The organism is Curtobacterium sp. L3-7 (assembly GCF_048756585.1).
In the GTDB taxonomy this organism is placed as follows: domain Bacteria; phylum Actinomycetota; class Actinomycetes; order Actinomycetales; family Microbacteriaceae; genus Curtobacterium.
In genome coordinates this window covers 3,427,390-3,453,345 of record NZ_CP151474.1, presented here as the reverse complement: position 1 = coordinate 3,453,345, position 25,956 = coordinate 3,427,390, and the positions used below count along the sequence as shown (strand labels likewise).

Genomic DNA, 25,956 nt, shown 5'->3' with positions numbered 1-25,956 from the left:
TCGTGTGGAGGTGGATGGTGCACCGGGCGACGACGGGACGGCCGCCGTCGCCCGGAACTCAGTGTGCGCTCGTGGCCTGGGACGACGTTCGACCGTGCGCGCCCGTCTCGCCCTGCGGGACCTTCAGGAAGTGGATCATCACGAACGCGCAGGCGTAGAGGCCGACGAACGTCCACGTGACGGCCTGGCCGCCACCGCCGAGGGCGAGGACCGCGGCCACGACACCGGTGCCGAGGAACGCCGCGCCGCCGGCAGCCGTGGTGTACATCGCCATCGCTGCGCCCTTGTGCTCCGGGGCGAGCGCCGGCATGATCGCGCCCATCGGGACGAAGCCGGCGAGCAGGCAGCCGAACACGCACCCGGCGATCACGGAGAGCACGTAGCCCCAGGTCGAGCCGGCGGGGACGAGCTGCGGGACGTACCACCAGGCGACGAGGCCGATCGCGGAGCCCATGATGCCGAACCACTTGACGGTGCGCTGCCAGCCGATCTTGTCGCCGACCCAGCCGAACAGGGCGTTCACGAGGATGTTCGTCGCGTAGACGCACACCGTCATGAGCAACCACCGGCTCTGTCCCCAGCCGCGCTCGTTCGCGATGACGGCGGGCAGGACGACGAACATGCCGAACTCGGGCGCGGTGTTGATGAGGCGGACGAGGAAGCCCATCAGGATCTTCGGGCGGGTGGCGGTCAGCCGGATGCCGCTCGTCAGCACGCGCCAGGCGCTCTCGCCCTCCGGTGCGATCCGCGAGAACCCGTTCGGCAGCCGGACGCCGAACAGCAGGATCAGGAACCCGATCACGACCAGGCCGATCGAGGCGACCATCGCGCCGGTCTCGCCGACCGTGCCGCCGCCGAAGACCGGGATGGCGCCGATCGCGAAGAGCGACCCGAGCGTGGGCAGGCCGCCGGTGAAGGCGACGTAGAACCAGCCGACGGCCGAGCCGTTGCGCTCCACCGGCGTGGTGATGTTCACCCACACCAGGAAGGCGAAGGCGAAGAGCGGGTACCCGAAGCCGCGGATCGCGTAGGTGACGGCGGCGAAGGGCACGCTGCCGAGGCCGAGCGCGATGAGGAACAGGACCTCGAACACCACCCAGACCGCGAACCCGATGATCATCACCTTGCGCGGCCCGATCAGGTCGGCGAGGGCGCCGGAGATGTAGCTGCCGACCAGCGCGGCGAGGCTGTAGAACGTCACGATGGTCGCGACGGTGGCCTCGGGGGAACCGAGGACCGCGACCATGTGCGGCGTGATGAAGTTCGACTCGACGCCGTTCCCTGTCATGAAGACCAGGACGGCGAGGAAGCCGAGGGCGAGCGGGCGCGGGATGCCCATCTTGTCGAGGCGGCCCTCGACCCGGGGTGCGGTGGGCGCGCCGGTGGCGCGCTGTGTCGTCGTTGACATCTGGGTTGACTCCTGTGGTCGCGTGGGGCTCAGGCCTGCAGGGACGGGATGATCGACACCTTGACGCTGGCGCCGGCGGAGTCGCCGACCAGGTCGAGGGCCTCCTGGAAGCGCTCGAGCGGGAACTGGTGCGTGCAGATCTCCGACATCGGCAGCGTCTCGGTCTCGAGCAGCTTGATCGCCGCCGGCCAGGTGTGCGGGCCGAGGTGGGCACCGCGGATGTCGAGCTCCTTGTCGTCGGAGATGATCGACCAGTCGACGGAGACGTTGTCCTTGAAGACCGAGTACTCGACGAACGTGCCGAGCTTGCGGAGCAGGTTGAGTCCCTGCGGCACCGCGGACGGGTGGCCGGTCGCCTCGATGTAGACGTCGGCGCCGTAGCCGTCGGTGAGTTCCTTGACGCGGGCGACGGCGTCCTCGTTCGCGATGTTGATCGTCAGGTCGGCGCCGACCTTGCGGGCGAGCTCCAGCTTGGCGTCGACGACGTCGAGCGCGATGATGCGCAGCGGGTTCTTCTGACGGGCACCGGCGATGGCGGACAGGCCGATCGGGCCGGCGCCGGCGATCACGACGGTGTCGCCGAACTTGATGTCGCCGCGCTCGACGGCGTGGAAGGCGCACGAGAGGGGCTCGGCGAAGGCGGCGACCTGGCCGGGCAGGGCGTGCGACACCGGGTGCGTCAGTGCCTTGGCCGGGACGAGGACGTACTCGGCCATCGCGCCGTCGTAGCCCTTGAAGCCGAACATGTCGTGCACGTTGCACATCCAGTACGCGCCCTCGAGGCAGTACTTGCACTCCCAGCACGGCACGATCTGCTCGCAGGCGATGCGGTCGCCGATCGTGACCTTGCGCTTGGCAAGCGTCTCGTCGTCGCCGGCGACGATCGTGCCGACGAACTCGTGCCCCGGGATGCGGTCCTTCTCGGCCCACGCCGGGCGGTTCTCGTCGCCCCAGAACTTCGCGGCGCCGTGGTAGCACTTCAGGTCGCTCGCGCAGATGCCGACGGCGTCCGTGCGGAGCAGGAGCTCTCCGGGGCCGGGTGTCGGCACGGGGCGGGTCTCGAGGCGGTAGTCGCCAGGGCCGTGGACGACGACGGCACGCATCGTCGTCGGGATGGTCGTGTCGGCCGTGGTGCTGGCCGTGGTCTGCGTCGTCGTCGACATCAGCTGCTCCTTCGTTGGGTCGCTTCGGCGTCGACTGTACACCCCTCGGAACGTTTGTCCAGAACACAATTTCTGATAGGTTCGGCACAGCGGCACCGCAGCCGCACCGTGATCGCAAGGGAGCGCACCATGACCACCGACTTCGCCACGGCACTCCGCCCCGGTCCGGACACCGTCGACCTGACGAACGACTTCACCGGTCGCACCGCGATCGTCACTGGTGGTGCATCGGGGATCGGCAACGCCATCGCCAGGGCGCTCGCCGAACGAGGCGCCCGCGTCGCGATCGTCGACGTCCGGTCCGACGGTGCATCGGATGCCGCCGCTGCACTGACCGGAGACCACCACGCCGGATTCGGGTGCGACGTCACCGACGAGACCTCCGTCGCACGCACGATCGCCGACGTCGTCGACGGCTTCGGGCGCATCGACGTCCTCGTGAACTGCGCCGGCATCGTCGCGCTCGCCCCGGCCGAGGACCTCGAGCCGGGCGCGTGGGCGAAGACCATCGACGTCAACCTCACCGGCACCTACCGCGTCGCCCAGGCTGCTGGGCGTCACATGCTCGCCGCCGGGTACGGCCGCATCGTGAACATCGCCTCGCAGGCGGCACACGTCGGCATCGACGGGCACGCCGCGTACTGCGCGTCGAAGGCCGGCGTCATCGGCATGACCCGAGTCCTCGCCCTCGAGTGGGGCGGACGCGGTGTCACCGTGAACACCGTGTCGCCGACCGTCGTGCTGACGGACCTCGGCAAGGCAGCCTGGGCGAACGAGAACGGCATCAGGCACCAGGACGAGATCCCGACCGGACGCTTCGCGACCCCGGACGAGATCGCCGCGGCCGTGGTGTTCCTCGCCGGGGAGTCGAGCGCGATGGTGAACGGTGCCGACCTCCGCGTGGACGGCGGGTTCACGATCCGGTGACCCGCGCCGGGACTACGATCACGGTGTCCATCCGCGACGCCCGACACGTGGTCGGCGTCCACCCCGAGGGAAGGTCCCGCTCCATGTCCGCCGAGTCATCTCCCACGGACGCCGGGCGCAGCCGATTCCCGCTCGACACGGTGTACCAGGCCGCGCGGATGTACTACCTCGAGGACGCCACGCAGGTCGAGATCGCCTCGCGCCTCGGCGTCTCCCGGCCGACGGTCTCCCGACTGGTCGCCGAGGCCAGGCGGGCGGGACTCGTCCGCATCGAGGTCGTCGACCCGTTCCAGGACGAGACCGTCGCGCTCGCCGAGCGGCTCCAGGTGGTCCTCGGGCTCCGCGCCGTGCACCTCGCCGCGGTGACGCACACGGCGACGCTCGGTGCCGACCTCGCCGCCCCGCTCGCGGCAGCCGTCGACGGGATGGCGCTCGTCCCTGGTGACGCCGTCCTGATGTCGTCCGGCCGCACGGTCTACGACGTCGCCCACGCCGGCATGCCACCGCTCGCCGGTGTGCAGCTCGTCCCGACGGTGGGTGGTCAGGCGGACCCGATGCCGTGGTTCCAGACGAACGAGATCACCCGGACCGCGGCCGAGCGCTCCGGTGCGATCCCGGCGTTCCTGTTCGCGCAGGCGCTGCCGTCCGAGGCGATGCGCGCCTCCCTCGACGAGGACCCGGCGTTCCAGCACGTCATCGGGCTGTGGAGCCGGGCGAAGGGCGCGATCCTCGGCATCGGCGCACCGACCCCGACACGCGACGCACTCGCGCGGGGCGTCCCGGTCGAGGACCAGGCCTTCGACCGAGCGGCCGGTGACGTCTGCCTGAACTTCTACGCGCCGGACGGGTCGGCGATCGAGTTCCCCGGCAGCGACCGGATGGTGCGGACGTCGCGCGAGGTGCTCGCCGCGGTCCCGCACGCCGTGGGCATGGCGGTCGGGGAGTCGAAGGTGCCGAGCATCATCGGCGCCGTCCGCGGCGGCCTGGTCAACGAGCTGGTGACGGACGCCGCGACGGCGCGCGCCCTGCTCGACGCGTTGGCCTGATCTACCCACCGGACGGGAGGCTCGTGGCGGCCCCGCCACGAGCCTCCCGTCCGCCCTGGACGCGCGTTCGCACCCATCGCACCCGCCCTGGACGGCGGAAACGCGCGTCGGTGGGCGGAAAAACCGACCTCCGACGTGCGATTCGACCTCCTACGCGCGGTTGCGCCGCACGTCCCAGAGGTGGTGCACCGGGTCGTGCGCGTAGTACGTCGCGAGGCTCGCGACCGTGAACGCACTGCCGTCGGATCGCAGCCCCGTGCGGGAGAGCTGGTCGTCCCGGACCTCGTCGAACGCCCGCGCCGCACGGTGTGCGGCCTCGCCGAGCTCCCGCGCCACGACCGTCGGGTCCTGCTCGCCGTAGCGATCGACCTCGGCGGTGGCGTCCTGGTCCCAGTTCGGGAAGGTCGGGGCGTCCTCGGCGAGCATGAGCTCCAGCCGTTCGGTCATCTTCCGGTGCACGTCGCGGACGTGGGCGCCGTACTCGAGTGGCGACCAGGTGTGGTCGTCCGGGCGGTCACGGGCGCCGTCGCGCGCGAGTTCCGCTGGCCAGCCGGTGGTGTTCGCCTCGATGATCCCCGGCACGTCGCGGATCGTCACCGTGCTGCCGTCGTAGCCGCACTCCGGGCACGCGGCCTCGATGACCCAGGTCCAGTTCTTCGTGTCCGGTTCGATCGCCATGACGCGATGTTATGACCTCGTTACGCGGGTCTGTGGTTCCCCATGGACACGCGGAAGCGCGGTGACCCCCGTCCGGGTGACACGCCGCTGCCTGTGAATCACCGGCCAATGACATTTCGGTTGCTCGGTAACGTTCGACGCCGTTCACGACCGGTTGCCCGAACCGGTCGAGCCCGGCGAACCGGCCGGGCGATGACCCGAGGAGCAGTGCATGGGTTCCGACCCCAGTAGTACCCCCACCCGACCGCGTCGACGGCTCCGCCAGAGCGACGTCACGGTGGTCGACAAGAGCATGATGCGCAAGGCCGTCGGCGGCATGGTCGTCGGCAACACGATGGAGTGGTACGACGTCGGCGTCTACGGCTACCTCGCCGTCACGATGGGGCGGGTCTTCCTGCCGACCGCCGAACCAGCGGTCCAGATCCTGTTCAGTCTCGGTGTCTTCGCCGCGACGTACATCGCCCGGCCGCTCGGGGGGATCGTCTTCGGGCGCCTCGGCGACAAGATCGGACGGCAGAAGGTCCTCGCGACCACGCTGATCATGATGGCGGCGTCGACGTTCCTCATCGGAGCGCTGCCGGACTTCGCGCTGATCGGTGCCGCCGCGCCCGTGCTGCTCGTCGTGCTCAAGCTGCTGCAGGGCTTCTCGACCGGCGGTGAGTACGCCGGTGCCACGACCTTCATCACCGAGTACGCGCCCGATCGTCGTCGCGGGTTCTTCGCGAGCTTCCTCGACTTCGGGAGCTACATGGGCTTCGCGCTCGGTGCGGCGGTCGTGTCCGTGCTCCAGGTCTCGCTGGGTGAGGAGACCATGACCGCGTGGGGGTGGCGTCTGCCGTTCCTCCTCGCCGGCGTGATCGGCACCGTCGCGATCTACTTCCGCCTGCGCATCGAGGAGTCGCCGGTGTTCCAGGCGACCCAGGCCGCGCAGGCCGCTGCGACCGACGCGATCGCGGAGGCCCAGGGCCGCCCGCGCAACGTCGTCGTGATGGTCAAGGAGCACTGGCGTCCGATCGTCATCGCCGTGATGCTCGTCGCGGCGTCGAACACCGTCGGCTACGCGCTGACCTCGTACATGCCGACCTACCTCACCGACTCGCTCGGGTACTCCGCACTCGACGGCACGCTGCTCACGATCCCGGTGCTCGTGCTCCTCGCCGTGATGCTGCCGATGACCGGCAAGCTGTCCGACAACCTCGGCCGTCGCATCGTGATGTGGATCGGTGCGGCGACGACCGTCGTGCTCGTCATCCCGGCGTTCATGCTCATCGGACACGGTGCGCAGTGGTCGACGCTGCTCGGTCTCGGGCTGCTCGCGCTGATGACCGCGCTGTGGGTGTCGAACCAGGCCGCGTCGCTGCCGGCGCTCTTCCCGACGAACACGCGCTACGGCGGCATGGGCTTCGCGTACAACATCGCGATCGCCGTGTTCGGTGGGACGACGCCGCTCATCGTGCAGGCGCTCCTGACGTGGACCGGCGACGAGCTGGCACCGGCGTACTTCCTCATGGCGATGAGCGTCATCGGCGCGGTCGGGGTGTTCTGCATGAAGGAGTCCTCGCGGCGCCCGCTGCCCGGGTCGATGCCGGCGGTGGAGTCCGACGACGAGGCCCGCGAGCTCGTGCTCACCCAGGACACGAACCCGAACCTCGACCTCGGCGACCTGCCGTTCGCGGCCGAGGACGCCGCCCGCGAGGCGCGCGTCGGCGCGCGCTGAGGGCGCGCCGCGCGCGTCGGCTTGGCTGATCGCGCCCCGGCGTGGACATCGCGCCCCGTGGTGACGGGACGCGATGTCCGAAGCGGGGCGCGATCCCAGCGCGACCACCGACGGGAGGCGCGGTGCGAGTCCGACTCGCACCGCGCCTCCCGTCGGTGCGCGCGTCGTTCGTGGCGGGCCCGTGCTCCCCGACTCGGAACGACAGAACCGCTGTCGTGCGACGACGGTACTGTCGCCGCTTGCGTGCGCGGACTGTTGCGGGCGCTGGGGAGCGACAGAACCGCTGTCGTACGACGGCGCCCTTGTCGTTCCGAGTCGGTGTTGGCCGACGGGGGCTGCACGGCGCACGCACGGCGCCGGCGCACGCGCGGCGCCCCGTCAGTCGCGCCCGTGCTCGTGGTCGAGCGCCGGCCACGCGGGGAACGGATCCGCCCACGTGCGCCAGAGGTCCGGCCCCGCGAGCAGCTCGTCCGGCGTGAGCAGCGCCCCGTCGAGTGCGCGCTCGATGCCCGGGACGTCGAGCCGCTCCCCGACGAACCAGATCGCCTGCCCGATCGGGGCGTCCTCGTCCCACGACGGGTTCGCGGTGGGGTCGAGCGCGAGCATCGCCCCGAAGCTCGCCCACGACCCGACGTGATCGGGACGAGATGCCAGGCGGAAGAACCCCCGGGAACGCAGCACCCGGCCGTTCACCCCGGCGGCGAGGTCGTCCTCGATCACGGTCGCCAGCCGCCCGGGGTGGAACGGCAGCGGCTCCCGGTAGCGCAGCGTGACGAGGTCGTCCCGCGTGCCCCGACCGAGGTCCGCCCCGCTCGACAGCGCCCGCATCCACCCGGCTCCCGTCGCGAGGAGCCGCGCAGCACCCCCGTTCGACGCCGGCAGGTCAGCGGCGGAGTGCACCCGGTCGAGTGCCACGATCACGGCGTGCGGTGCCATCCGGTGCAGCAGCGCCACCAGTGCACGACGTCGACGCCCGGTCAGTCCCGCGAACCGGTCCAGGGCGATCACGGTCGAGTACTCCACGAGTGCGGCGACGCGGTCGGCCGCCACGAACGCGTCGTCCACGTCGGACCAGAGCAGGTGTGCGACGTCGTCGGCGCGCAGCACGGCCACGGCGTGCCGGAGGACCCGGTCGTCGCCGTGCTCGCTCCTGGCCGCGTTCGCGAGGAGCATCCCCACCGCGCGGGTGTCCGCTCCAGGGGCGAGGGTCACGACGAGGTCGTGATCGGCATCAGGGCCGCACATCCGGTCGAGCTGGTCGGTCCTCGCGGCGATCGCCCGTGCCGCCGCGAAGGCACTCCCGGTGACGTGCATCCGGTGCCCCCGCTGCCTGCCCGGTGCACCGGACGGGGTCGTCAGTCGGGCGGCGACGCGGTCGGCGTCGACCTCGTGGAGGGCGGACACGAGCGTGATGACGGCTGGTCGCATGTCAGCTAATGTACATGAAAACCGTTATCAACAAGGAGGTCACCGTGAAGGTCCGTAACTCGCTCAAGGCGCTCAAGAGGATCCCCGGCTCGCAGGTCGTCCGACGTCGCGGCCGGGTCTACGTCATCAACAAGCAGAACCCGCGGTGGAACACGCGACAGGGCTGATCGTCCGGGTTCCGTAGGGTGGCAGCATGCGATTGCTGCTCATCCGACACGGCCAGACCCCCGCGAACGTGAACGGCGTCCTCGACGCCGAGGTCCCCGGGCCCGGGCTGACGGAGCTCGGGCAGCAGCAGGCCGCTGCGCTGCCGGAGGCCCTGGCGGACCGTGGCATCGAGAAGCTCTTCGTGTCGAGCATGATCCGGACCCACGCCACCGCCGCACCCCTGGCCGCGTCGCTCGGCATCGACCCCGTGGCGCTCCCCGGTCTCCGCGAGATCGAAGCCGGCGACCTGCAGGGTGCTCGGGACGAGACCTCCGTGCAGCGCTACCTCGCCGCCTGCTACGCGTGGGCGTCGGGGGAGCGCGAGGCCCGGATGCCGGGAGCCGAGACCGGCGAGGACTTCTTCGACCGCTACGACGACGCGATCCGGCAGATCGAGGACACCGGCGTCGCCGTCGCCGCGGCGTTCAGCCACGGTGCGGCGATCCGGATCTGGTCGGCCGTGACGGCACAGAACACGCCGAACGATCTCGGTGCGAGCCGACACCTGGAGAACACCGGGGTCGTCGAGCTCGAGGGATCCACCGCCGACGGCTGGCGCCTGGTCGACTGGGCGGGCGAGCCGATGGGCGGCGACGACCTCATCGACCGGACCGCGCAGGACCCGACCGGCGAGCGGTTCTAGGTCGCGCCCACAGAACCGACCTCGCAGGCTCGGTCGGCGCTGGCGCCGCGCGCCGCTGGCGCGTCGCAACACGCGGAGCGCGCGCAGACAGGAGGCTCGGTGCCAGCTGGCACCGAGCCTCCCGTCCGTCTGTCGGCGCGTCTACGCGCGCGCCGGCGCCGCGGTCAGCGGCACGATCACACCGTGCGACTCGCGCAGCACGTCGAGGGTGCGCTGGACCTCGTCCGCACGCTCCTCCGTCGTCCAGCCGAGCACCCCGGCGAGCACGTCGGCGAGCTCGTCGAGCAGGTCGATCGTGACGCCACCGACGAACGCGAGGTTCGTGCGGCGGAGCACCACGTCGACCAGGTGCACGGCGTGCTCGTGCTCGGCGAAGTACGCGACCTCTGCCCGGGTGAGGGCCGGGTCGGACTCGAGCGGCTCGACCGGCCCGTCGGTGAGGACGTCGACGACCTCGGCCGCGCGGGTGCCGTAGCGCTCGAGCAGTCCGTCGACCAGCCCGGCGTCGAGCCCGTCGCGGTGCGACTTGATCCACAGCGCACGCTGGGCGTCGGTGGTCGGGAACTCCTTGCCGCCGCCGATCGCCATGCCGGTCGTGTCGACCTTGCGGGCGACGCCGAGCTTCGTGGTGGCCTCGGTCGACAGGTGCGCGGCGAGGGCGCGGAAGGTCGTCCACTTGCCGCCGACGAGCGACAGCACGGTGCTCTTCGGGAGTCCGGCGATCGGGGTGTCCACGATCCGGTAGTCACGGGAGACGAAGCCGGGGGCGGTGTCCTCGTGGCGGGGGAGCGGGCGGATGCCGGAGTAGCTGTAGACGATGTGGTCGCGCGTGACCTCGATCTGCGGGAACACGTGCTTGACGAGCCCGAAGAAGTAGTCGATCTCCTCGTCCGTCGTCGTGACCGGCTTCGAGGGGTCGGCGTCGATGTCCGTCGTGCCGATGAGCACCCGGCCCTTGAGCGGGTAGATCAGCACGATGCGGCCGTCGTCGTTCTCGAAGAACAGTTCACGACCCTTCGTGGCCTCGAGCAGCTCGTCGTTGTGCACGACGATGTGCGAGCCCTTCGTGCCGCCCATGAACTTGGTCTCGCCACCGAAGGCGCCGTTGGTCAGGTCGGTCCAGGGGCCGGACGCGTTGATCACGACGTCGGCCGTGAACACGAACTCCTCGCCGGTCTCGCGGTCGCGGAGCAGGACGCCGCCGTCGCGGGTGCCGGCTGCCTCGACGTAGTTGGTCGCGCGGGCGGTCGCGGCGGAGCCGGTCCCGCTGCCTGCGGCCAGGCCGTCCTTGAGCACGTCGAGCGCCAGACGCTCCGGCTCGTGCACGGAGGCGTCGTAGTAGGTCCCGGTGTACTTCAGGTCCTTGTTGAGGGCCGGCATGTCCTCGAGCGCCGCCTTCTTGGTGCGGAAGACGTGCTTCGGGACCGAGCCGCCGTCGCGCGAGAAGGAGTCGTAGATCGTCATGCCGATCTTGATGAGCATCGCGCCGCGCTCCTTGGTGGAGCGCTGCTTGTGCGTCAGCATGCGCAGCGGGGCGTTCATGATGCCGGAGAACGTCGAGAAGATCGGCATCGTCGTCTGCAGCGGCTTGACGTAGTGCGGGGCGATGCGGATCAGGCCGTTGCGCTCCTGCACGCTCTCGCGCACCAGGCGGAACTCGCCGTTCTCGAGGTAGCGGATGCCACCGTGGATCATGTGGCTCGACGCCGCTGAGGCGCCGGAGGCGTAGTCGCCGCGCTCGACGAGCGCGACGTCGACGCCCTGCAGGGCGAGGTCGCGGAAGGTGGCGATGCCGTTGATGCCGCCACCGACGATGAGGACCTGTGCGTTCGGGCGCTCGGTGAGCGATGTCACCGTGCGTCGGGGCTGCGTCGTCTTCGACATGTGCGTACGCGTCGCTTTCTGGGGTCGGTTCGCTGGGTTCGAGATCGATCGTGCGCCTTCGTGAACGGTCGGGCAACTTGCGTGCACGAACGTGCAGAACACCTGTGGTCCGGCCCGGAACGGGGGACGGGAGGCTCGACCGGGCTTGCAGACGCCGTGCACGTCCGTGCATGGTTGGCTCCATGAGCGATGCCGCCCAACCGATGCGCACCCAGCAGGCGCTGCGCGCCGCACACCTGTACTACCTGCAGGACCTGACGATGGACGCCATCGCCGACGAACTCGGCACGTCCCGCTCGTCGGTGTCCCGGTTGCTGAAGCACGCCAGGGACACCGGGCTCGTCGACATCCAGATCCGGTCGCCGCTCGACCAGGCCGCCGCGCTGAGCCGGAACATCCGTGCACGGTTCGGGGTGCACGCGCACGTGGTCCCGGTGCCCGACCACACGAGCGACGTCGACCGGCTCGAGCGGGTGGCGCTGTCCGCGGCGAGGATCCTGACGCAGTACATCGAGTCGAACATGGTGATCGGGCTGTCGTGGGGTTCGACGGTGAGCGCCGTCAGCCGGTACCTCGTGCCGAAGACCACGCACGGCTCCACCGTCGTGCAGGTGAACGGCGCGGCGAACACCCGCACCACCGGCATCGTCTACGCGTCCGAGATCCTCCGGCGCTTCGGTGAGGCCTACGGTGCGCTCGTGCAGCAGTTCCCCGTCCCGGCGTTCTTCGACGACCCGGCGACGAAGGAGGCCCTGTTCCGCGAGCGTTCGATCCGGCGCGTGCTCGACCTGCACGAGCGGATGGACGTCGTCGTGTTCGGTGTCGGTGCGCCGCAGGCCCCGGTTCCCTCGCACGTGTACTCCGGCGGCTACCTCGACCCGGCCGACCGCGAGGAACTGACGAAGGCGAAGGTCGTCGGGGACGTCTCGACCGTGTTCTACCGCGCGGACGGGTCGTGGCGGGACATCGGCGTGAACGCCCGCGCCGGCGGCCCGGACCTCGACACCATCAAGCGGGCTCCCCGGCGCATCTGCGTGGTGGCGGGGCGCGGCAAGGCGGCGTCGCTCAAGGGCGCGCTCGCGGCGGGGCTCATCACGGACCTGATCCTCGACGAGAGCATCGGGCAGGCCATCCTGCAGCCCTGACGATCCACGAGTGTCGGTGGTCGTGCGTATCCTCGCCGCCATGGATGATCGTCAGGGTTCTCGGTGGTTCCGGCGGCTCGCCGGCACCGACGTCGATGATGCGATCGCGTTCTTCTCGGTCGACTACGACCTCCGCACGCCGACGGTCCGTCGCACGTCGCCGAAGACCAAGTGGGACTTCGCCGGCGTGGGGGACGATCGGATGTCCCTGCGGACGGCACGCTTCGGCGTCGACCTGCGGAGCGAGAGCTTCGTCGCGGACGAGTTCATCGTCGCGTGGGTCCGCGGTGGCACGAGCACGATGACGGCCGGCGGCGAGAGCCTCGACCTCGAACCAGGGGTCCCCGTGGTCCTGCCCGTGGAGACCGCGTACGAAGTCCACCAGCGGGACATCGCACTCAGCATGGTGCACCTCGACCGGGCCTTCGTGACCGGACTGACCGGCGACCCCGCGTTCGCGTTCGAGCCGCTCCGCGCGCCGACCGCAGAGGGCATGCGGCTGTGGCGGTCGATCGTGCAACAGCACTCGTCCACCTGGCTCGACATGGAGCAGGATCTCGACGAGGTCGCCCGGCGGGACATCGCCGAGGCGTTCTCGGTCGCCGCGCTGCGGGCGTTCCCCCAGCGCGCGAGCTGGCGGGCGACGGTCGCCGGCAACGGTCCGGAGCACGAGCGACTCCGCCGTGCGCTCGAGTACGTCCACGCGCACGCCCACGAGCCCATCGGCACCTCGGAGATCGCCGACGCGGCCGGGCTCAGCCCGCGTGGGCTGCAGCAGTCGCTGCGTCGCCACCTCGACCAGACCCCGGGGGAGCTCCTCCGGGAAGTCCGACTCGAAGGCGCGCACAACGACCTGCGTCGCGCCGACCGCGACGAGCTCTCGGTCGCCGAGATCGCCAGGTCGTGGGGCTTCGGCCACCTCGGCCGGTTCTCCGCCGCGTACCGGGCTCGTTTCGGGGAACTCCCGAGCGAGTCGCTCCGCAGTCGCGGCTGACGGCGTCGCGGCTCGACTCGGTAGCGTTGCCCGCATGGACACCGTCGTCGCCAGACTCCGTTCCGCCCTCGACGACCCGGACGGGCTGATCGTGCGGGACGACGCCGACGCACTGGACGCCACGAGGACCGACAAGTCCGGCTGGGTCGCGACCGGACGCCCGGCAGCACTCGTCGAGGCGCGCACCGTCGCCCACGTGCAAGCGACGCTCCGCACGTGCAACGAGCTCGGGGTGGGTGTCGTCCCCCGAGGCGCAGGAACCGGGCTCGCCGGTGGGGCGAACGGCACGGACGGGTCGGTGGTACTGAGTGTCGCGCTGATGGACCGCATCGTCGAGGTCTCGGCCGACGACGAGCTCGCCGTGGTCGAGCCGGGCGTGCTGAACGGTGCCCTGAACGCCGCGGTGCTGCCGCTCGGACTCCGGTTCGCTCCGGACCCGGCCAGTGCGGCGATCTCGAGCATCGGCGGGAACATCGCCACGAACGCCGGGGGCCTCCGATGCGTGAAGTACGGGGTGACGCGCGAAGCCGTCCTCGGGCTCGACGTCGTGCTCGCGGACGGGCGCCTGGTCTCCACCGGCCACCGCACCGTGAAGGGCGTCACCGGCCTCGACCTCACCGCGCTCATGGTCGGCTCCGAGGGCACCCTCGGGGTGATCGTCGGGGCGACCGTCCGGCTCGTCCCGGTGCCGTCGGGGGAGCCCGCGACGCTCGGCGCGGTCTTCCCGGACGTCCGAGCAGCGGCAGCAGCAGCAGCCGACGTCGTGCACGGGCCGGAACGGCCGTCGACCGTCGAACTGCTCGATGCCGCAGCGCTCGCCGGGATCGCGGCCTACCTGGGACCGGACGTGATCGCCGAGTCCGTGGGAGCGGTTCCCGCCGGCGGGGCGTTCCTGCTCGTCGAGTTCGACGGCGTGGGCGGGACGGAAGCGGCGCGCGGAGCCGAGCCGGTCCTCCAGGCCGCCGGCGGAACCGTCCGCCGGGCGGTCGACGGCGACGAACGCGAGCGCCTGCTGACCATCCGCCGGTCGTTCCACCCGGCCATGGAGGCGCGCGGCCAGGTGCTCATCGAGGACGTCGCGGTCCCGCGCAGCCGACTCGCGGACATGTTCGACCGGGTGGCGGCGATCGGCCACGAGCACGGCGTCGCGATCCCGACCGTCGCCCACGCCGGGGACGGCAACCTGCACCCGAACTTCGTGTTCGACGGCGACGAGGTCCCGCAGCACGTCTGGGACGCGGCAGACGCGCTGTTCCGAGCGGCGATCGAGCTCGGCGGCACGTTGACCGGTGAACACGGGGTCGGCGTCCTGAAGCGACGGTGGATCGGGGACGAGCTCGGCGACGACCTGGTGACGCTGCAGCGGGGGATCCGGCGGGTGTTCGATCCGAACGGGATCCTGAACCCGGGCAAGGTGCTCTGAAGCCGAATTCCGTGACACGGATTCGGTGCTGACTGTCCGGATGTTCGGCTGTAACACGACGGACACGCGCGAGTGGCTGGATGGTGGGCGACCGAGCCACGTCGCCCACGAAGGAGTCCGCCATGCTGATCGGCGTCCCCACCGAGATCAAGAACAACGAGTTCCGTGTCGCCGCCACCCCGGCCGGCGTCGCCGAACTCACGATGCACGGGCACGAGGTCCTCGTGCAGGCCGGAGCCGGAACCGGGTCGTCGTTCCCGGACGACGAGTACGCCGCCGCCGGTGCGACGATCGTCCCCACCGCCGACGACGTGTGGGCGCGGGCCGAGCTGGTGCTGAAGGTCAAGGAGCCCGTCGCGTCCGAGTACCCGTCGATCCGACCCGGGCAGGTGCTCTTCACCTACCTGCACCTCGCCGCTGACCGGCCGCTCACCGATGCCCTCGTGGCTTCCGGTGCGACGGCCATCGCGTACGAGACCGTGCAGCTGCCCGACCGGTCGCTGCCGCTGCTGTCCCCGATGTCGGAGATCGCCGGACGTCTGTCCGCCCAGGTCGGCGCGAACCACCTGATGGCGGCGAACGGCGGCCGTGGGCTGCTCCTCGGTGGCGTCCCCGGCACACCGAAGGGCCGCGTCGTGGTGATCGGCGGCGGCGTCGCCGGTGAGCACGCGGCGACGATCGCCCTCGGGATGGGTGCGGACGTCACCGTGTTCGACATCAGCCTGCCGCGACTCCGTGCGCTCGACGCGCGGTTCGACGGACGCATCACGACGCTCCGCTCGTCGACCCACGCGATCGCGACGGCGCTGCAGGACGCGGACCTCGTCATCGGGTCGGTGCTCATCCCCGGGGCCTCGGCGCCGAAGCTCGTGACCGACGCCATGGTCGCCGACATGCGCCCGGGATCGGTGCTCGTGGACATCGCGATCGACCAGGGCGGCTGCTTCGAGGGCTCGCACCCGACGACGCACGACGACCCGACGTTCCGCGTGCACGACGCGGTCTACTACTGCGTGGCGAACATGCCGGGTGCCGTCCCGCGCACGTCGACGATCGCGCTCACGAACGCGACGCTGCCCTACGCCCTGGCGATCGCGAACCAGGGCTGGGAAGCGGCGCTCGAGTCCGACGCCGCCCTGGCGAAGGGCCTCAACGTGCACGCCGGCCGCGTCACGAACGAGGCCGTGGCCGCTGCCCACGGCCTGGTCGCGTCCGCGGCCTGACGCGGCTGCGGGGCGCCGCGCGTCCGGCGTCGGGTGCCCTCTGCCCCTTCCGCGAAAGCGACAGTTCCCCGCCGAACTCCGGCGGGGAACTGTCGCTTTCGCGGTAGGGAGCGGGCGGCCTGGCGGCACGATGTCGCCAGCAGCACGACGGAGGGCACGGGCTACGCGGCGCGCGCGGACCGGGCGGCGGACCAGCCCGCGCGGGTCCGCACGGCGAGGGTGACCACCACGGCGACGACGACGGCGAGGAGCGCAGCGACCGCCGTGGGCACCGACACCAGCGGGCCGTCGAGTCGTGCGACCGCGACCCACGCCAGGCCCCACCCCAGCGAGACCGTCGGAGCGAGGCGCCCGCTGCCGCTCACGGCCAGCAGGACCCCGACCGCCCCGGCGACGAGTGCCACGACGACCCCCCAGACGTCCTGCGACAGCCCGAAGCCCCGGAAGCCGGCGGCCGTCAGCACCGCTGCCGTGTTCGCCGCCGTCGCGACGCACACCCAGCCGAGGTAGAGCCCGAACGTGCCGTCGGTGACGATCGCCTCCACCGTGCCGGACGGCCGCGTGCGTCGCAGGATCACGAACGTCCACGCGAGCACCGCGAGCAGGGCGACGATGATCGGCTCGCTCAGCCAGAGCAGCCCGAACTGCACGGACAGGATCCAGGCGGCGTTGAGCAGCAGGGACAGCGTCGCGGGCACGGCGATGCGGTCGTGCCGGGCCTCGTCGCCACGGCGGGGCAGGAACTGCCAGACGGCGAAGGCGATGAGCCCCACGTAGATGACGCTCCAGATGCCGAACGCGGGCCCGGCCGGCGCGATGGTCGTCGACGAGGCCGACAACGCCCCGCCCGCGGCGTCCTGGATCGGCGTGCCACCTGCAGCGCCCGACCCGATGAACGAGCCGACCACGGCGACGACGGCGCTCGCCGCGATCACGATCTTCCGGAACCACCGCATGACTCATCCCTTCGTCAGCATGCTGATGATCTGCACGGTAGGCGGTCGCCACGCCACGGTGCGCAGGCGCCGTTCAGCGGATGGGGGACGTGCGTAGGTTGGGCACGTGACCGTCGAGCTCAACACCGCCTACATCGACCGCATCGCACCGATCGCGAGTCCGACGCTCGACGACTCCTTCCGCATGATGGAGGACCAGGACGCCAGCGCCTGCATCGTCCTGTACCAACCCGACGCCGAGGAGCTCGGGGACGTCGCGGTGGCGCTCGGTCTGCACGAGCTCGCGGTGGAGGACTCCGCCGAGGGGCACCAGCGGCCGAAGCTCGAGCGGTACGGCTCGACCCTCTTCGCGGTGCTGAAGCCAGCGCTGTACAACGACCAGCTGGAGGAGGTCGAGTTCGGCGAGGTGCACGCGTTCGTCGGCGAGCAGTTCTTCCTGGCCGTCGTGAAGGCCGATCCGCGTGGCCGGAACGTCGTGCCGCGGGCGCTGCAGCGGATGAGCGGCAAGCCCGGACTCGTGACGGCGGGACCGCAGGCACAGCTCTGGGCGCTGATGGACTCGATCGTGGACGACTACATCCCGGTGATCGACGGGCTCGAGGAGGACATCAACCAGATCGAGGACCAGCTCTTCGCCGGTGTCCCCGGGGTCTCCCGACGCATCTACGAGCTCTTCGGCGAGGTGGTCGACTTCCAGCGGGCAGCGCGTCCGCTGGTCCACATGATCGAGAACATCCACCGCGGCGCCGAGAAGTACCACCTGCCGGTCGAGATGCAGCGACGCTTCCGCGACGTCCTCGACCACGCCATCCGGACCATCGAGCGCATCGACACCTTCCGGCAGCTCCTGCAGAACGCGCTGACGGTCGACGCGACCCTGGCGGCGCAGAAGCAGAACGACGACACGAAGAAGATCTCCGGCTGGGCGGCCATCCTCTTCGCGCCGACCCTCATCGCGGCCATCTACGGCATGAACTTCACCCACATGCCCGAGCTCTCGTGGACGTGGGGGTACCCGCTGTCGATCATCGCGATGGTGGCCTTCGCCGCGATCCTCTTCGTCGTCTTCAAGGTGAAGCGCTGGTTCTGACGAGTCCCTCTGACATACTTGCAGGACAAAAGTAACGCAGACCTGGAGCTTCGATGACGCACTCCCTCGTCCACCTGTCCACCGCCGGGGTCTCCCTCGTGCTCGACTGCACCGAGGGGCGCCTGCCGTCGGTGGTGCACTGGGGTGCGGCCCTCGGGGAACAGTCCACCGCTGACCTCCAGGCACTCGTGCTGGCCGGGCGGGAGCCGGTCGTGTCGAACGCCGTCGACGAGCCGATCCGACTGGCGATCCTGCCGGAACCGCACGCCGGGTGGTCGGGCAAGCCCGGCATCAGCGGTCACCGGGACGGCCACGACTGGTCGCCGAAGTTCACGACGACGAGCATCGACGTGATCGGCGAAGCCCACGAGACCGCGCCGAGCGCGGCGCACGGGAGCGCACCCAGCACGGACGACGAGCCCGCGCGCATCGACGCCGGCCCGGCCCTGGTCGTCGTCGAGGCCGCTGACGGGCACGCCGGCCTCGCCGTCCGCCTCGAGATCGAGCTCCTCGCAACCGGACTGATCCGCACCCGCGCAGCAGTCACGAACACCGGCGACGCGACCGACGACGAACGCCCGTACACCGTGGACGACGTCACGGTCGCCCTGCCGATCCCGACCAGGGCCCGCGAGATCCTGGACTTCGCCGGCCGCTGGGGCAAGGAGCGCACCCCGCAGCGCAGCGAACTCGTCGTCGGCATCCACGAGCGCGAGGGGCGCAAGGGCCGTACCGGCGCCGACGCCGCGACGGTCCTGAGCGTCGGCGTCCCCGGGTTCGGCTTCGCCCGCGGCGAGGTCTGGGGCGTCCACACCGCGTGGAGCGGCAACCACCGCCACCACGCCGAGCGCCTGTTCAACGGCAAGCAGGTCATCGGCGGCGGCGAGCTGCTGCTGCCGGGCGAGGTCCGCCTCGGCACAGGCGAGACGTACCAGGGCCCGTGGGTCTACGGCGCCTACGCGGACGGCCTCGACGCCCAGGCCCGCCGGTTCCACGACCACCTGCGGAGCCGCCCGCAGCACCCGACGAGCCCCCGCCCGATGACGATCAACGTGTGGGAGGCGGTCTACTTCGACCACGATCTCGCGCGTCTCAAGGACCTCGCGGACCGCTCCGCCCGGCTCGGCGTCGAGCGCTTCGTCCTCGACGACGGCTGGTTCCGGCACCGCCGCAACGACTTCGCGGGACTCGGGGACTGGTTCGTCGACGACGACGTGTGGCCCGACGGTCTGACCCCGCTCGTCGACCACGTGCGGGCCGCCGGCATGCAGTTCGGCCTGTGGTTCGAGCCCGAGATGATCAACGAGGACAGCGACCTCGCCCGTGCACACCCGGAGTGGATCATGCAGGCCGACGGTCGCCTGCCGATCCGGTCCCGGCACCAGCAGGTCCTGAACCTCGCGATCCCCGAGGCGTACGAGTACGTGCTCGACCGGATGACGGCGATCATCGACGAGTACCGGGTCGACTACGTCAAGTGGGACCACAACCGCGACCTGGTGGAGGCGGGGTACCGTGACGGCGGCGCGGCGGTGCACGAGCAGACCCTCGCCGCGTACCGGCTGATGGCCGCGCTCAAGGACCGGTTCCCCGGGTTCGAGATCGAGTCGTGCTCGTCCGGCGGGGCCCGCGTGGACCTGGGGGTCATCGAGCGCACCGACCGCGTCTGGGTCTCGGACTGCATCGACCCGCTCGAGCGCCAGCAGATGAACCGCTGGACGATGCAGCTCCTGCCGCCGGAGCTGCTCGGCTCGCACATCGCCAGTGGCGTGAACCACACGACGGGGCGCTGGCACGACCTGTCGTTCCGCGCGGGGACGGCGCTCTTCGGGCACCTCGGCATCGAGTGGGACCTGTCGAAGGCGACCGAGGCCGAGGAACGCGACCTCGCCGAGTGGATCGCCCTCTACAAGGACACCCGCGCGCTCCTGCACGGCGGCGACCTGGTGCGCGTCGACCAGGTCGACGACTCCCTGAACGTCTACGGCACGGTCGCACCCGACCGGAAGCAGGCGATGTTCTTCCTGGCGTCGCTCACGGCACCCGAGGTCAGCCTCCGAGGACGCATCACCTTCCGCGACCTCGACCCGGACACCCGCTACCGCGTCGACCCGGTGCTCATCGGCAGCGGCGCCGACGGCGTCCGCGCACCCGTCTGGTGGGAGGGGGAGCGCGTCTTCACCGGACGGGTCCTCGAGACGGTGGGGCTGGAAGCCCCGTCCACCTCCGCGGAGCGGGTCGTCCCGTTCCGGCTCACCGCGCTCTGATCGCGCGTTCCTGACGGACGGGAGGCTCGTGGTGACGTCACCACGGGCCTCCTGTCCGTCATGTGTGCACAAAGCCCTTGACAACCGCTTTCTTTTGCAGCGACACTAAACCCGATCCGGGACTGCCACCCGGACGGAACCGCGTTGACGAAGGAGTCACGATGGCCACCGAAACACCCCTGACGGCGCCAGCCGTCCGGCGGGGCCGGCCCGCCCGAGCCGCGGAGGCGGCCGGATCCAGGACCGCAGCACCGCGCCGACGTCGCCCCAGGAACGACCTCTGGCTCGCCCTCGTCTTCATCGCCCCCGCGGCGATCGGGTTCGCCGTGTTCCTGCTCTGGCCGACCATCCGCGGGATCTACCTGAGCTTCACCTCGTACAACCTGCTCACCCCGCCGGTGTTCACCGGCCTGCAGAACTACGAGCGGCTCGTGCAGGACTCGATCTTCTGGCACTCGATGGCCGTCACGGTCGAGTACGTGCTGCTGAACATCGGGTTCCAGACGGTCCTGGCGCTCTTCATCGCCGTGATGATGCACCGCCTGACCAAGTCCACGTTCGTCCGCGGGATCGTGCTCGCGCCCTACCTGGTGTCGAACGTCGTCGCAGCGCTCATCTGGCTCTGGATCCTCGACACGCAGCTCGGCATCGGCAACGAGGTCCTGTCCGCACTCGGCGTCGGCCGTATCCCGTTCCTGCAGAGCGACTTCTGGGGCATCCCGACGATCGCGTTCATCAACGTCTGGCGGAACGTCGGCTACACGGCGCTCCTGATCTTCGCGGGCCTCCAGGCGCTGCCTGAGCAGGTCTACGAGGCCGGCCGCATCGACGGGGCGAGCGAGTGGAAGATTTTCTGGCGCATCACCGTGCCGCTCCTCCGGCCGATCCTGTCGCTCGTGCTCATCATCACGATCATCGGGTCGTTCCAGGTGTTCGACACCGTCGCGGTGACGACCCAGGGCGGCCCGGCGAACGCCACGAACGTCGTGCAGAACTACATCTACAACCTGGCGTTCGGCCGGTTCCAGTTCGGGTACGCGTCCGCCGTCTCGGTGGCCCTCCTCGTCGTCCTCAGCATCATCACCTTCATCCAGTACCGACTCTCGCGCTCCGGCGAGAGCGACCTGGACTGACCCGGATCAGGAGAGCGTCGACGATGACCAGCACCCTGCCACCGGTGGTCGAGCCCACGACCACCCGCGCCGTCACCACGCGAGGCGCGAAGCCCCAGCGACCGAAGCCGTCCGTCGGCCGCGTGTTCGCCTGGATCGCGATGATCGCCGTGATCGTCGTGACCCTGTTCCCCTTCTACTGGATCCTCCGGACGGCGTTGTCGTCGAACGGTGCGATCTCCGCCGACCCCACCTCGCTGCTGCCGACCGGGTTCAGCCTCGGCGGGTTCGAGCGGGTGTTCGGCCTGCAGTCCACGAAGGAGGCGCTCGCACAGGGCGGCTCCGGTGCGGCGATCAACTTCTGGCAGTACCTGCTCAACTCGGTGATCACCGCGACGATGATCACCGTGGGCCAGGTGTTCTTCTCCGCCGGCGCCGCCTACGCCTTCGCCCGGCTGCGCTGGCCGGGACGCGACAAGGTGTTCGCGGTGTTCCTCGCCGGGCTCATGGTCCCGACGATCTTCACGCTGCTGCCGAACTTCGCCCTGATCAAGTCGCTCGGCCTCGTCGACACCCTGCTCGGGATCTCGCTGCCGTCGATGCTGATGACCCCGTTCGCGGTGTTCTTCCTGCGCCAGTTCTTCCTCGGCATCTCCCGCGAGGTCGAGGAGGCGGCGCTCATCGACGGCGCCGGAAAGGTCCGGGTGTTCTTCCGGCTCATCCTGCCGATGGCCGCCGCACCGATCGCGACGCTCGCCGTCCTGACGTACATCACCGCGTGGAACGACTACTTCTGGCCGCTCATGGTGTCGTACACCGACAGCTCGCGGGTGCTCACGGTGGCGCTCGGCGTCTTCAAGTCCCAGTCGCCGCAGTCCGGCACCGACTGGGCAGGACTCATGGCCGCGACCCTCGTCGCGGCGCTCCCGATGATCGTGCTGTTCGGCCTCTTCGCCAAGCGCATCGTCAACTCCATCGGCTTCTCCGGCATCAAGTAGGTCCAGCTCATGACGAACCCCATCACCCGCCGCGCGCTCTTCGCCGGCGGAGCATCAGCCCTCGCCCTCGGTGCGCTCGCCGCGTGCTCGTCGCCCGGCCGCTCGTCGGGCCGAGCGACCGGCGGCGCCACCGGCACCGTGTCCTACTGGCTGTGGGACTCGAACCAGCTGCCCGCCTACCAGGCCGTCGCGAAGGCCTTCGAACAGCAGAACCCCGGCATCACGATCAAGATCACCCAGCTCGGTTGGAACGACTACTGGACGAAGCTCACCGCCGGGTTCATCGCCGGGACCGCGCCGGACGTGTTCACCGACCACCTGACGAAGTTCCCGCAGTACTCCGACCTCGACGTGCTCTACGAGCTCGACGAACTCGAGGCCACCGCCTCCATCGAGGACGCCGACTACCAGTCCGGCCTCGCCCAGCTCTGGAAGGGGCAGGACGGTCACCGCTACGGGTCCCCGAAGGACTGGGACACCATCGCGATGTTCTACGACAAGAAGGCGATGACGAAGGCCGGGGTCACCCCCGAGCAGCTGGCGTCGCTCGAGTGGAACCCCGACGACGGCGGCTCCTTCGAGAAGATGGTCGCCCACCTGACCGTCGACGGGAAGGGCAGGCGCGGCGACGAGTCCGGCTTCGACAAGAACGACGTCGCGGTCTACGGCATCAGCGCGAACGGCAGCGGCGGCGACGGGTTCGGGCAGACGCAGTGGTCGCCGTTCACCGGGTCGACCGACTGGTTCTACACGAACAAGAACCCGTGGGGGAACCGGTTCCGGTACGACGACGCCGGCTTCCAGAAGACGATGTCCTGGTACTACGGCCTCGCCGAGAAGGGCTACATGCCGAAGTACGGCGTCTTCTCCACGACCACCGGTCCGGACGTGCAGCTGGGCGCGAAGAAGGTCGCGCTGTCGTTCAACGGCTCGTGGATGATCGGCACCTACGCCAACCTGCCGGGGCTCGACATCGGCATCGCGCCGACGCCGGTCGGACCGGTCGGGCACCGCGCGTCGATGTTCAACGGACTCGGCGACTCGATCACGAAGCAGGCGAAGAACCCGGAGGCAGCGGCGAAGTGGGTCGCGTTCCTCGGTGGTTCCACGGCGCAGCAGATCGTCGGTCGTGCCGGCATCGTGTTCCCGGCCCGCCCGGAGGGCACCGACGCCGCCGTCGCCGCGTTCGAGAAGCGCGGGCTCGACGTGTCGGCGTTCACCCGGCAGGTGGAGGACAAGACCACCTTCCTGTTCCCCGTCACGCGGAACCCGGCAGACGTGCAGGCGCTCGTGCAGCCGGCGTTCGACGACATCTACGCGAACGGCAAGCCGGTCAGCACGCTGACCGCGGTGAACGACCAGGTGAACACGCTCCTGCAGCTCACCTGACGCGCCCATCGCGTTCCGTACCGGACGGGAGGCTCGGTGCCAGCTGGCACCGGGCCTCCCGTCTGAGCGCCCCGCGGCGGCGGCGCCGTCCGGGTCAGGCGCCCAGGGCGTGCATCTGGATGGCCACCGCGGCTGCTCCGCGGGCCCACTCGTTGAACCGGAACGGCTGCGCGATCACCGTCGGGGTCGGCGTGGACCAGTGCCGAGCGGCCTCGACCGAGCGGTCGAGCGCTGTCCGGCCGACCTCGGCGACCCCGACGAGTTCGCCGGAGAGCAGGACGACCTCGGGATCGACGACGTTCACGACGTCCGCGACGAGGAGCCCGAGGGCCTCGGCAGCCGTGTCGACGACGGCGCGCGCAGCGTGGTCGCCGCCCCGAGCCGCGTCGAGGAGTTCGGCCGCGGACACCGGACGGCCGAGTGCCTCGGTGCCCGCGAGCGAGATCGCCCGCGCGCTGAGCACGGCGCGGGCGCACCCGCGGTGGCCGAACTCACATCGGAGGTCGGACGTGCTCACCGCACCGCCGAGCCGCTGGTGCCCGATGCTGCCGGCGGTCGAGTGCGCGCCGGAGAGCACCGTGCCGGCGACGACCAGGCCGAGCCCGATGCCGGCGCCGATCGTCAGGAGCGCGAAGGAGCGGTGGTCGCGGCCCTCGCCGAACCAGTGCTCGGCGTGCGTGAGTGCCCGCACGTCGTTCTCGACCGAGCACGGCAGCCCGGTCGCCGCGCCGAGCAGCGAGGCGAGCGGGACGTCCTCCCAGCCGAGGAACGGCGCGCGACGGACCTCGCGCCGGTCGATCGTCGCGCCGCCGAGCGCGACACAGACCCCGCGGACGCGGTCGTCCGCGGCCGTGATCGCGGCGACGACCTCCGCGATCCGGGCGACCACGGCGGGTACGTCCGTGTCCGTCAGTGGCTCCTCGCGCTCCGTCAGCACCCGGCCGCGGTGGTCGGTGGAGACGGCGAACAGGCTGTCCCCGGTGAGCTTCACGCCGACGAAGTGGTGTGCGTCCGCGTCGATGTCGAGCGGGATCGACGGGCGACCGGTCGTGGTCTGCTGCACCCCGTCACGTTCGACGAGGATCCCGGCCTCGAGCAGCGGCCTCGTGATGCGCGACAGGCTCGGGCCGGACAGGCCGAGGCGTTCGGCGAGCTCGGTGCGCGGGCGGGGGCCGGCCCGGAGCACCTCGAGGACGACGGACTGCGCACTGCCGACGAGCGGCTCCCAGCCGTGCTCCGCTGTGCCTCGGGTCTCGGTCACGTCGTCAGCCTAGGGCGCGGGCGACGGGTGTCGGACGGCGGACACTCCGGTGATCCACAGGGGTCCTCCAGGGGCTTGGCACTGATGGCACACACGGGGCCGACAGGATCGGGCGCAGTGCGCATCGTGCGCCGATCGGAAGGACCTCCTCATGCAGTGCCCCAACGACCAGGCCACCCTCGTGATGTCGGAGCGGTCCGGCATCGAGATCGACTACTGCCCGGAGTGCCGCGGCGTGTGGCTCGACCGCGGCGAGCTCGACAAGATCATCGACCGGGCCGCGCCTGGTTCGTCGGCAGCTCCTGGTCCGCAGGCGGTCCCCGGTGTGCCCGCTGCCCCCGCCTACGGTTCCGTCCCCGGGTACGCGCCCGGGATGGCGGTGCCGCGGAACGGGTACGCGTCGCCGGGTTCGCCCGGGTCGCCCGGGTCGTGGGACAAGGGCCGCCGAGGTGGCTACGGCCAGTACGGGCAGCCCAGGTACGGGCAGCAGCCGGGATACGGGCAGCAGCAGTACGGCAAGAAGCGCCGCGGGAACTGGCTCAGCGAGCTCTTCGACTGAGCGTCAGGGCTCGTAGCGGAGCCAGATCAGCACGATCGGCTCGTCGTCGGGGACGACCACGCCCTCGGTCCGCAGCCAGAAGCGGCGGTGCTGTGTCCGCCAGTCCTCGATGTCGGTGAAGCCCTCGCCCTCGGCGTCCGCGAACGCCCACGGCACCTCGGTGAACGGCACGATCTCGACCGCCGTGATGACGACCGTCCCCATCGGGCGATCGTCGTCGTCGAGCAGGACCAAGCGCTCGCCGACGTGTTCGAGCTCCTCGCCCTCGTCGTCGTACTCGGAGAGCCGTCCGGCAGTGGCCGTCTTGGTGCCGTCGGCGACCAGCGATGTCAACCGCTGGCGGAGCGGCCCAGGGTCGCCGAGCTCGAGGCCGCGGAGTTCGCCGAGGCCGGGGACGTCGATGCGGGGGAACACCAGGTCACCGTAGCGTGGCCGAGG

The 25,956-nt window shown here is 70.7% G+C and carries 23 protein-coding genes; 15 read left to right on the top strand and 8 right to left on the bottom strand.

Translation table 11 applies throughout. From position 1 onward, the window contains the following. Positions 1-58: 58 nt before the first annotated feature. Together AAEP80_RS16605 and AAEP80_RS16600 are read right to left on the bottom strand one after the other, a co-directional pair. On the bottom strand, positions 59-1,408 hold the full coding sequence (locus AAEP80_RS16605) for an MFS transporter (RefSeq protein ID WP_281265306.1): 1,350 nt from the start codon (positions 1,406-1,408) through the stop codon (positions 59-61). A 29-nt stretch (positions 1,409-1,437) separates the two neighbouring features. Continuing rightward, a complete protein-coding gene (locus AAEP80_RS16600; protein WP_413601342.1) occupies positions 1,438-2,571 on the bottom strand; it encodes a zinc-binding dehydrogenase in 1,134 nt (377 codons plus the stop codon). A 129-nt stretch (positions 2,572-2,700) separates the two neighbouring features. Between AAEP80_RS16600 and AAEP80_RS16595 the strand changes: the two genes are divergently transcribed. Beyond that, the gene (locus tag AAEP80_RS16595) at positions 2,701-3,498 is read left to right on the top strand and encodes a GolD/DthD family dehydrogenase (RefSeq protein WP_420365181.1); all 798 of its coding nucleotides are present in this window, start codon (positions 2,701-2,703) and stop codon (positions 3,496-3,498) included. An 83-nt stretch (positions 3,499-3,581) separates the two neighbouring features. Further along, entirely contained in the window at positions 3,582-4,544 is a 963-nt protein-coding gene (locus tag AAEP80_RS16590) for a sugar-binding transcriptional regulator (protein WP_402729426.1), read from the top strand. A gap of 150 nt (positions 4,545-4,694) precedes the next feature. On the opposite strand, the gene AAEP80_RS16585 is transcribed toward AAEP80_RS16590, so the two are convergent. Continuing rightward, positions 4,695-5,222, bottom strand: a complete 528-nt coding sequence (locus AAEP80_RS16585; RefSeq protein WP_420365180.1) for a DinB family protein — start codon at positions 5,220-5,222, stop codon at positions 4,695-4,697. 211 nt (positions 5,223-5,433) lie between these two features. On the opposite strand from AAEP80_RS16585, the gene AAEP80_RS16580 reads away from it, so the two are divergent. After that, positions 5,434-6,939 (top strand): MFS transporter, encoded by a 1,506-nt coding sequence (locus tag AAEP80_RS16580; RefSeq protein WP_420365179.1) that lies wholly within the window; start codon positions 5,434-5,436, stop codon positions 6,937-6,939. A 378-nt stretch (positions 6,940-7,317) separates the two neighbouring features. Here AAEP80_RS16580 and AAEP80_RS16575 read toward each other — a convergent pair whose 3' ends face one another. Next, entirely contained in the window at positions 7,318-8,367 is a 1,050-nt protein-coding gene (locus tag AAEP80_RS16575; protein ID WP_420365178.1) for a GTP-binding protein, read from the bottom strand. A gap of 44 nt (positions 8,368-8,411) precedes the next feature. Between AAEP80_RS16575 and ykgO the strand changes: the two genes are divergently transcribed. Then, on the top strand, positions 8,412-8,534 hold the full coding sequence (gene ykgO / locus AAEP80_RS16570) for a type B 50S ribosomal protein L36 (protein ID WP_420366885.1): 123 nt from the start codon (positions 8,412-8,414) through the stop codon (positions 8,532-8,534). Positions 8,535-8,560: 26 nt separating this feature from the next. After that, positions 8,561-9,217: a histidine phosphatase family protein gene (locus tag AAEP80_RS16565; RefSeq protein WP_420365177.1), complete on the top strand. Its 657-nt coding sequence runs from the start codon at positions 8,561-8,563 to the stop codon at positions 9,215-9,217. 141 nt (positions 9,218-9,358) lie between these two features. Here AAEP80_RS16565 and AAEP80_RS16560 read toward each other — a convergent pair whose 3' ends face one another. Further along, positions 9,359-11,101, bottom strand: coding sequence for an FAD-dependent oxidoreductase (locus AAEP80_RS16560; RefSeq protein WP_420365176.1), 1,743 nt, complete (start codon positions 11,099-11,101; stop codon positions 9,359-9,361). A gap of 182 nt (positions 11,102-11,283) precedes the next feature. Here AAEP80_RS16560 and AAEP80_RS16555 point away from each other — a divergent pair, with 182 nt between their 5' ends. From AAEP80_RS16555 to ald, 4 genes are all read left to right on the top strand, one after another. After that, complete coding sequence (locus tag AAEP80_RS16555) at positions 11,284-12,246, top strand: sugar-binding transcriptional regulator (RefSeq protein ID WP_413601350.1); 963 nt, start codon at positions 11,284-11,286, stop codon at positions 12,244-12,246. A gap of 40 nt (positions 12,247-12,286) precedes the next feature. Then, a complete protein-coding gene (locus tag AAEP80_RS16550) occupies positions 12,287-13,240 on the top strand; it encodes a helix-turn-helix domain-containing protein (RefSeq protein ID WP_420365175.1) in 954 nt (317 codons plus the stop codon). 34 nt (positions 13,241-13,274) lie between these two features. Then, entirely contained in the window at positions 13,275-14,663 is a 1,389-nt protein-coding gene (locus tag AAEP80_RS16545; RefSeq protein ID WP_420365174.1) for an FAD-binding oxidoreductase, read from the top strand. A gap of 122 nt (positions 14,664-14,785) precedes the next feature. Further along, entirely contained in the window at positions 14,786-15,886 is a 1,101-nt protein-coding gene (ald, locus tag AAEP80_RS16540; RefSeq protein ID WP_281265294.1) for an alanine dehydrogenase, read from the top strand. A 161-nt stretch (positions 15,887-16,047) separates the two neighbouring features. Here ald and AAEP80_RS16535 read toward each other — a convergent pair whose 3' ends face one another. Next, positions 16,048-16,842, bottom strand: a complete 795-nt coding sequence (locus tag AAEP80_RS16535; protein WP_420365173.1) for a TspO/MBR family protein — start codon at positions 16,840-16,842, stop codon at positions 16,048-16,050. Positions 16,843-16,948: 106 nt separating this feature from the next. On the opposite strand from AAEP80_RS16535, the gene AAEP80_RS16530 reads away from it, so the two are divergent. The 5 genes from AAEP80_RS16530 to AAEP80_RS16510 all read left to right on the top strand — a co-directional run bounded on the left by AAEP80_RS16530 (position 16,949) and on the right by AAEP80_RS16510 (position 23,698). Beyond that, positions 16,949-17,932: a magnesium and cobalt transport protein CorA gene (locus AAEP80_RS16530; RefSeq protein ID WP_413601355.1), complete on the top strand. Its 984-nt coding sequence runs from the start codon at positions 16,949-16,951 to the stop codon at positions 17,930-17,932. Between the two features lie 53 nt (positions 17,933-17,985). After that, positions 17,986-20,199 (top strand): alpha-galactosidase, encoded by a 2,214-nt coding sequence (locus AAEP80_RS16525; protein ID WP_420365172.1) that lies wholly within the window; start codon positions 17,986-17,988, stop codon positions 20,197-20,199. A gap of 161 nt (positions 20,200-20,360) precedes the next feature. After that, a complete protein-coding gene (locus AAEP80_RS16520; RefSeq protein WP_420365171.1) occupies positions 20,361-21,332 on the top strand; it encodes a carbohydrate ABC transporter permease in 972 nt (323 codons plus the stop codon). 23 nt (positions 21,333-21,355) lie between these two features. Beyond that, positions 21,356-22,309 carry a carbohydrate ABC transporter permease gene (locus AAEP80_RS16515; RefSeq protein WP_281265289.1) on the top strand — a complete coding sequence of 318 codons (954 nt, stop codon included), beginning with the start codon at positions 21,356-21,358 and terminating at the stop codon, positions 22,307-22,309. Positions 22,310-22,318: 9 nt separating this feature from the next. Then, positions 22,319-23,698 carry an ABC transporter substrate-binding protein gene (locus AAEP80_RS16510; RefSeq protein WP_420365170.1) on the top strand — a complete coding sequence of 460 codons (1,380 nt, stop codon included), beginning with the start codon at positions 22,319-22,321 and terminating at the stop codon, positions 23,696-23,698. 94 nt (positions 23,699-23,792) lie between these two features. Here the strand turns inward: AAEP80_RS16510 and AAEP80_RS16505 are convergent, their stop codons facing one another. Further along, positions 23,793-24,959, bottom strand: coding sequence for an ROK family protein (locus tag AAEP80_RS16505; RefSeq protein ID WP_420365169.1), 1,167 nt, complete (start codon positions 24,957-24,959; stop codon positions 23,793-23,795). Between the two features lie 151 nt (positions 24,960-25,110). On the opposite strand from AAEP80_RS16505, the gene AAEP80_RS16500 reads away from it, so the two are divergent. Further along, positions 25,111-25,518 (top strand): zf-TFIIB domain-containing protein, encoded by a 408-nt coding sequence (locus AAEP80_RS16500; protein WP_420365168.1) that lies wholly within the window; start codon positions 25,111-25,113, stop codon positions 25,516-25,518. Between the two features lie 3 nt (positions 25,519-25,521). On the opposite strand, the gene AAEP80_RS16495 is transcribed toward AAEP80_RS16500, so the two are convergent. Further along, the gene (locus tag AAEP80_RS16495) at positions 25,522-25,932 is read right to left on the bottom strand and encodes an ASCH domain-containing protein (protein ID WP_420365167.1); all 411 of its coding nucleotides are present in this window, start codon (positions 25,930-25,932) and stop codon (positions 25,522-25,524) included. Positions 25,933-25,956 lie beyond the last annotated feature (24 nt).

Bases quoted from the DNA above. Each gene is read 5' to 3' on its own strand.
- AAEP80_RS16560 (WP_420365176.1), bottom strand. From the start codon at position 11,101: ATGTCGAAGACGACGCAGCCCCGACGCACGGTGACATCGCTCACCGAG.
- AAEP80_RS16525 (WP_420365172.1), top strand. From the start codon at position 17,986: ATGACGCACTCCCTCGTCCACCTGTCCACCGCCGGGGTCTCCCTCGTG.
- AAEP80_RS16600 (WP_413601342.1), bottom strand. From the start codon at position 2,571: ATGTCGACGACGACGCAGACCACGGCCAGCACCACGGCCGACACGACC.
- AAEP80_RS16520 (WP_420365171.1), top strand. From the start codon at position 20,361: ATGGCCACCGAAACACCCCTGACGGCGCCAGCCGTCCGGCGGGGCCGG.
- AAEP80_RS16605 (WP_281265306.1), bottom strand. From the start codon at position 1,408: ATGTCAACGACGACACAGCGCGCCACCGGCGCGCCCACCGCACCCCGG.
- AAEP80_RS16580 (WP_420365179.1), top strand. From the start codon at position 5,434: ATGGGTTCCGACCCCAGTAGTACCCCCACCCGACCGCGTCGACGGCTC.
- AAEP80_RS16565 (WP_420365177.1), top strand. From the start codon at position 8,561: ATGCGATTGCTGCTCATCCGACACGGCCAGACCCCCGCGAACGTGAAC.
- ald (WP_281265294.1), top strand. From the start codon at position 14,786: ATGCTGATCGGCGTCCCCACCGAGATCAAGAACAACGAGTTCCGTGTC.
- AAEP80_RS16595 (WP_420365181.1), top strand. From the start codon at position 2,701: ATGACCACCGACTTCGCCACGGCACTCCGCCCCGGTCCGGACACCGTC.
- AAEP80_RS16550 (WP_420365175.1), top strand. From the start codon at position 12,287: ATGGATGATCGTCAGGGTTCTCGGTGGTTCCGGCGGCTCGCCGGCACC.
- AAEP80_RS16575 (WP_420365178.1), bottom strand. From the start codon at position 8,367: ATGCGACCAGCCGTCATCACGCTCGTGTCCGCCCTCCACGAGGTCGAC.
- AAEP80_RS16590 (WP_402729426.1), top strand. From the start codon at position 3,582: ATGTCCGCCGAGTCATCTCCCACGGACGCCGGGCGCAGCCGATTCCCG.
- AAEP80_RS16500 (WP_420365168.1), top strand. From the start codon at position 25,111: ATGCAGTGCCCCAACGACCAGGCCACCCTCGTGATGTCGGAGCGGTCC.
- AAEP80_RS16510 (WP_420365170.1), top strand. From the start codon at position 22,319: ATGACGAACCCCATCACCCGCCGCGCGCTCTTCGCCGGCGGAGCATCA.
- AAEP80_RS16555 (WP_413601350.1), top strand. From the start codon at position 11,284: ATGAGCGATGCCGCCCAACCGATGCGCACCCAGCAGGCGCTGCGCGCC.
- AAEP80_RS16545 (WP_420365174.1), top strand. From the start codon at position 13,275: ATGGACACCGTCGTCGCCAGACTCCGTTCCGCCCTCGACGACCCGGAC.
- AAEP80_RS16585 (WP_420365180.1), bottom strand. From the start codon at position 5,222: ATGGCGATCGAACCGGACACGAAGAACTGGACCTGGGTCATCGAGGCC.
- AAEP80_RS16535 (WP_420365173.1), bottom strand. From the start codon at position 16,842: ATGCGGTGGTTCCGGAAGATCGTGATCGCGGCGAGCGCCGTCGTCGCC.
- AAEP80_RS16515 (WP_281265289.1), top strand. From the start codon at position 21,356: ATGACCAGCACCCTGCCACCGGTGGTCGAGCCCACGACCACCCGCGCC.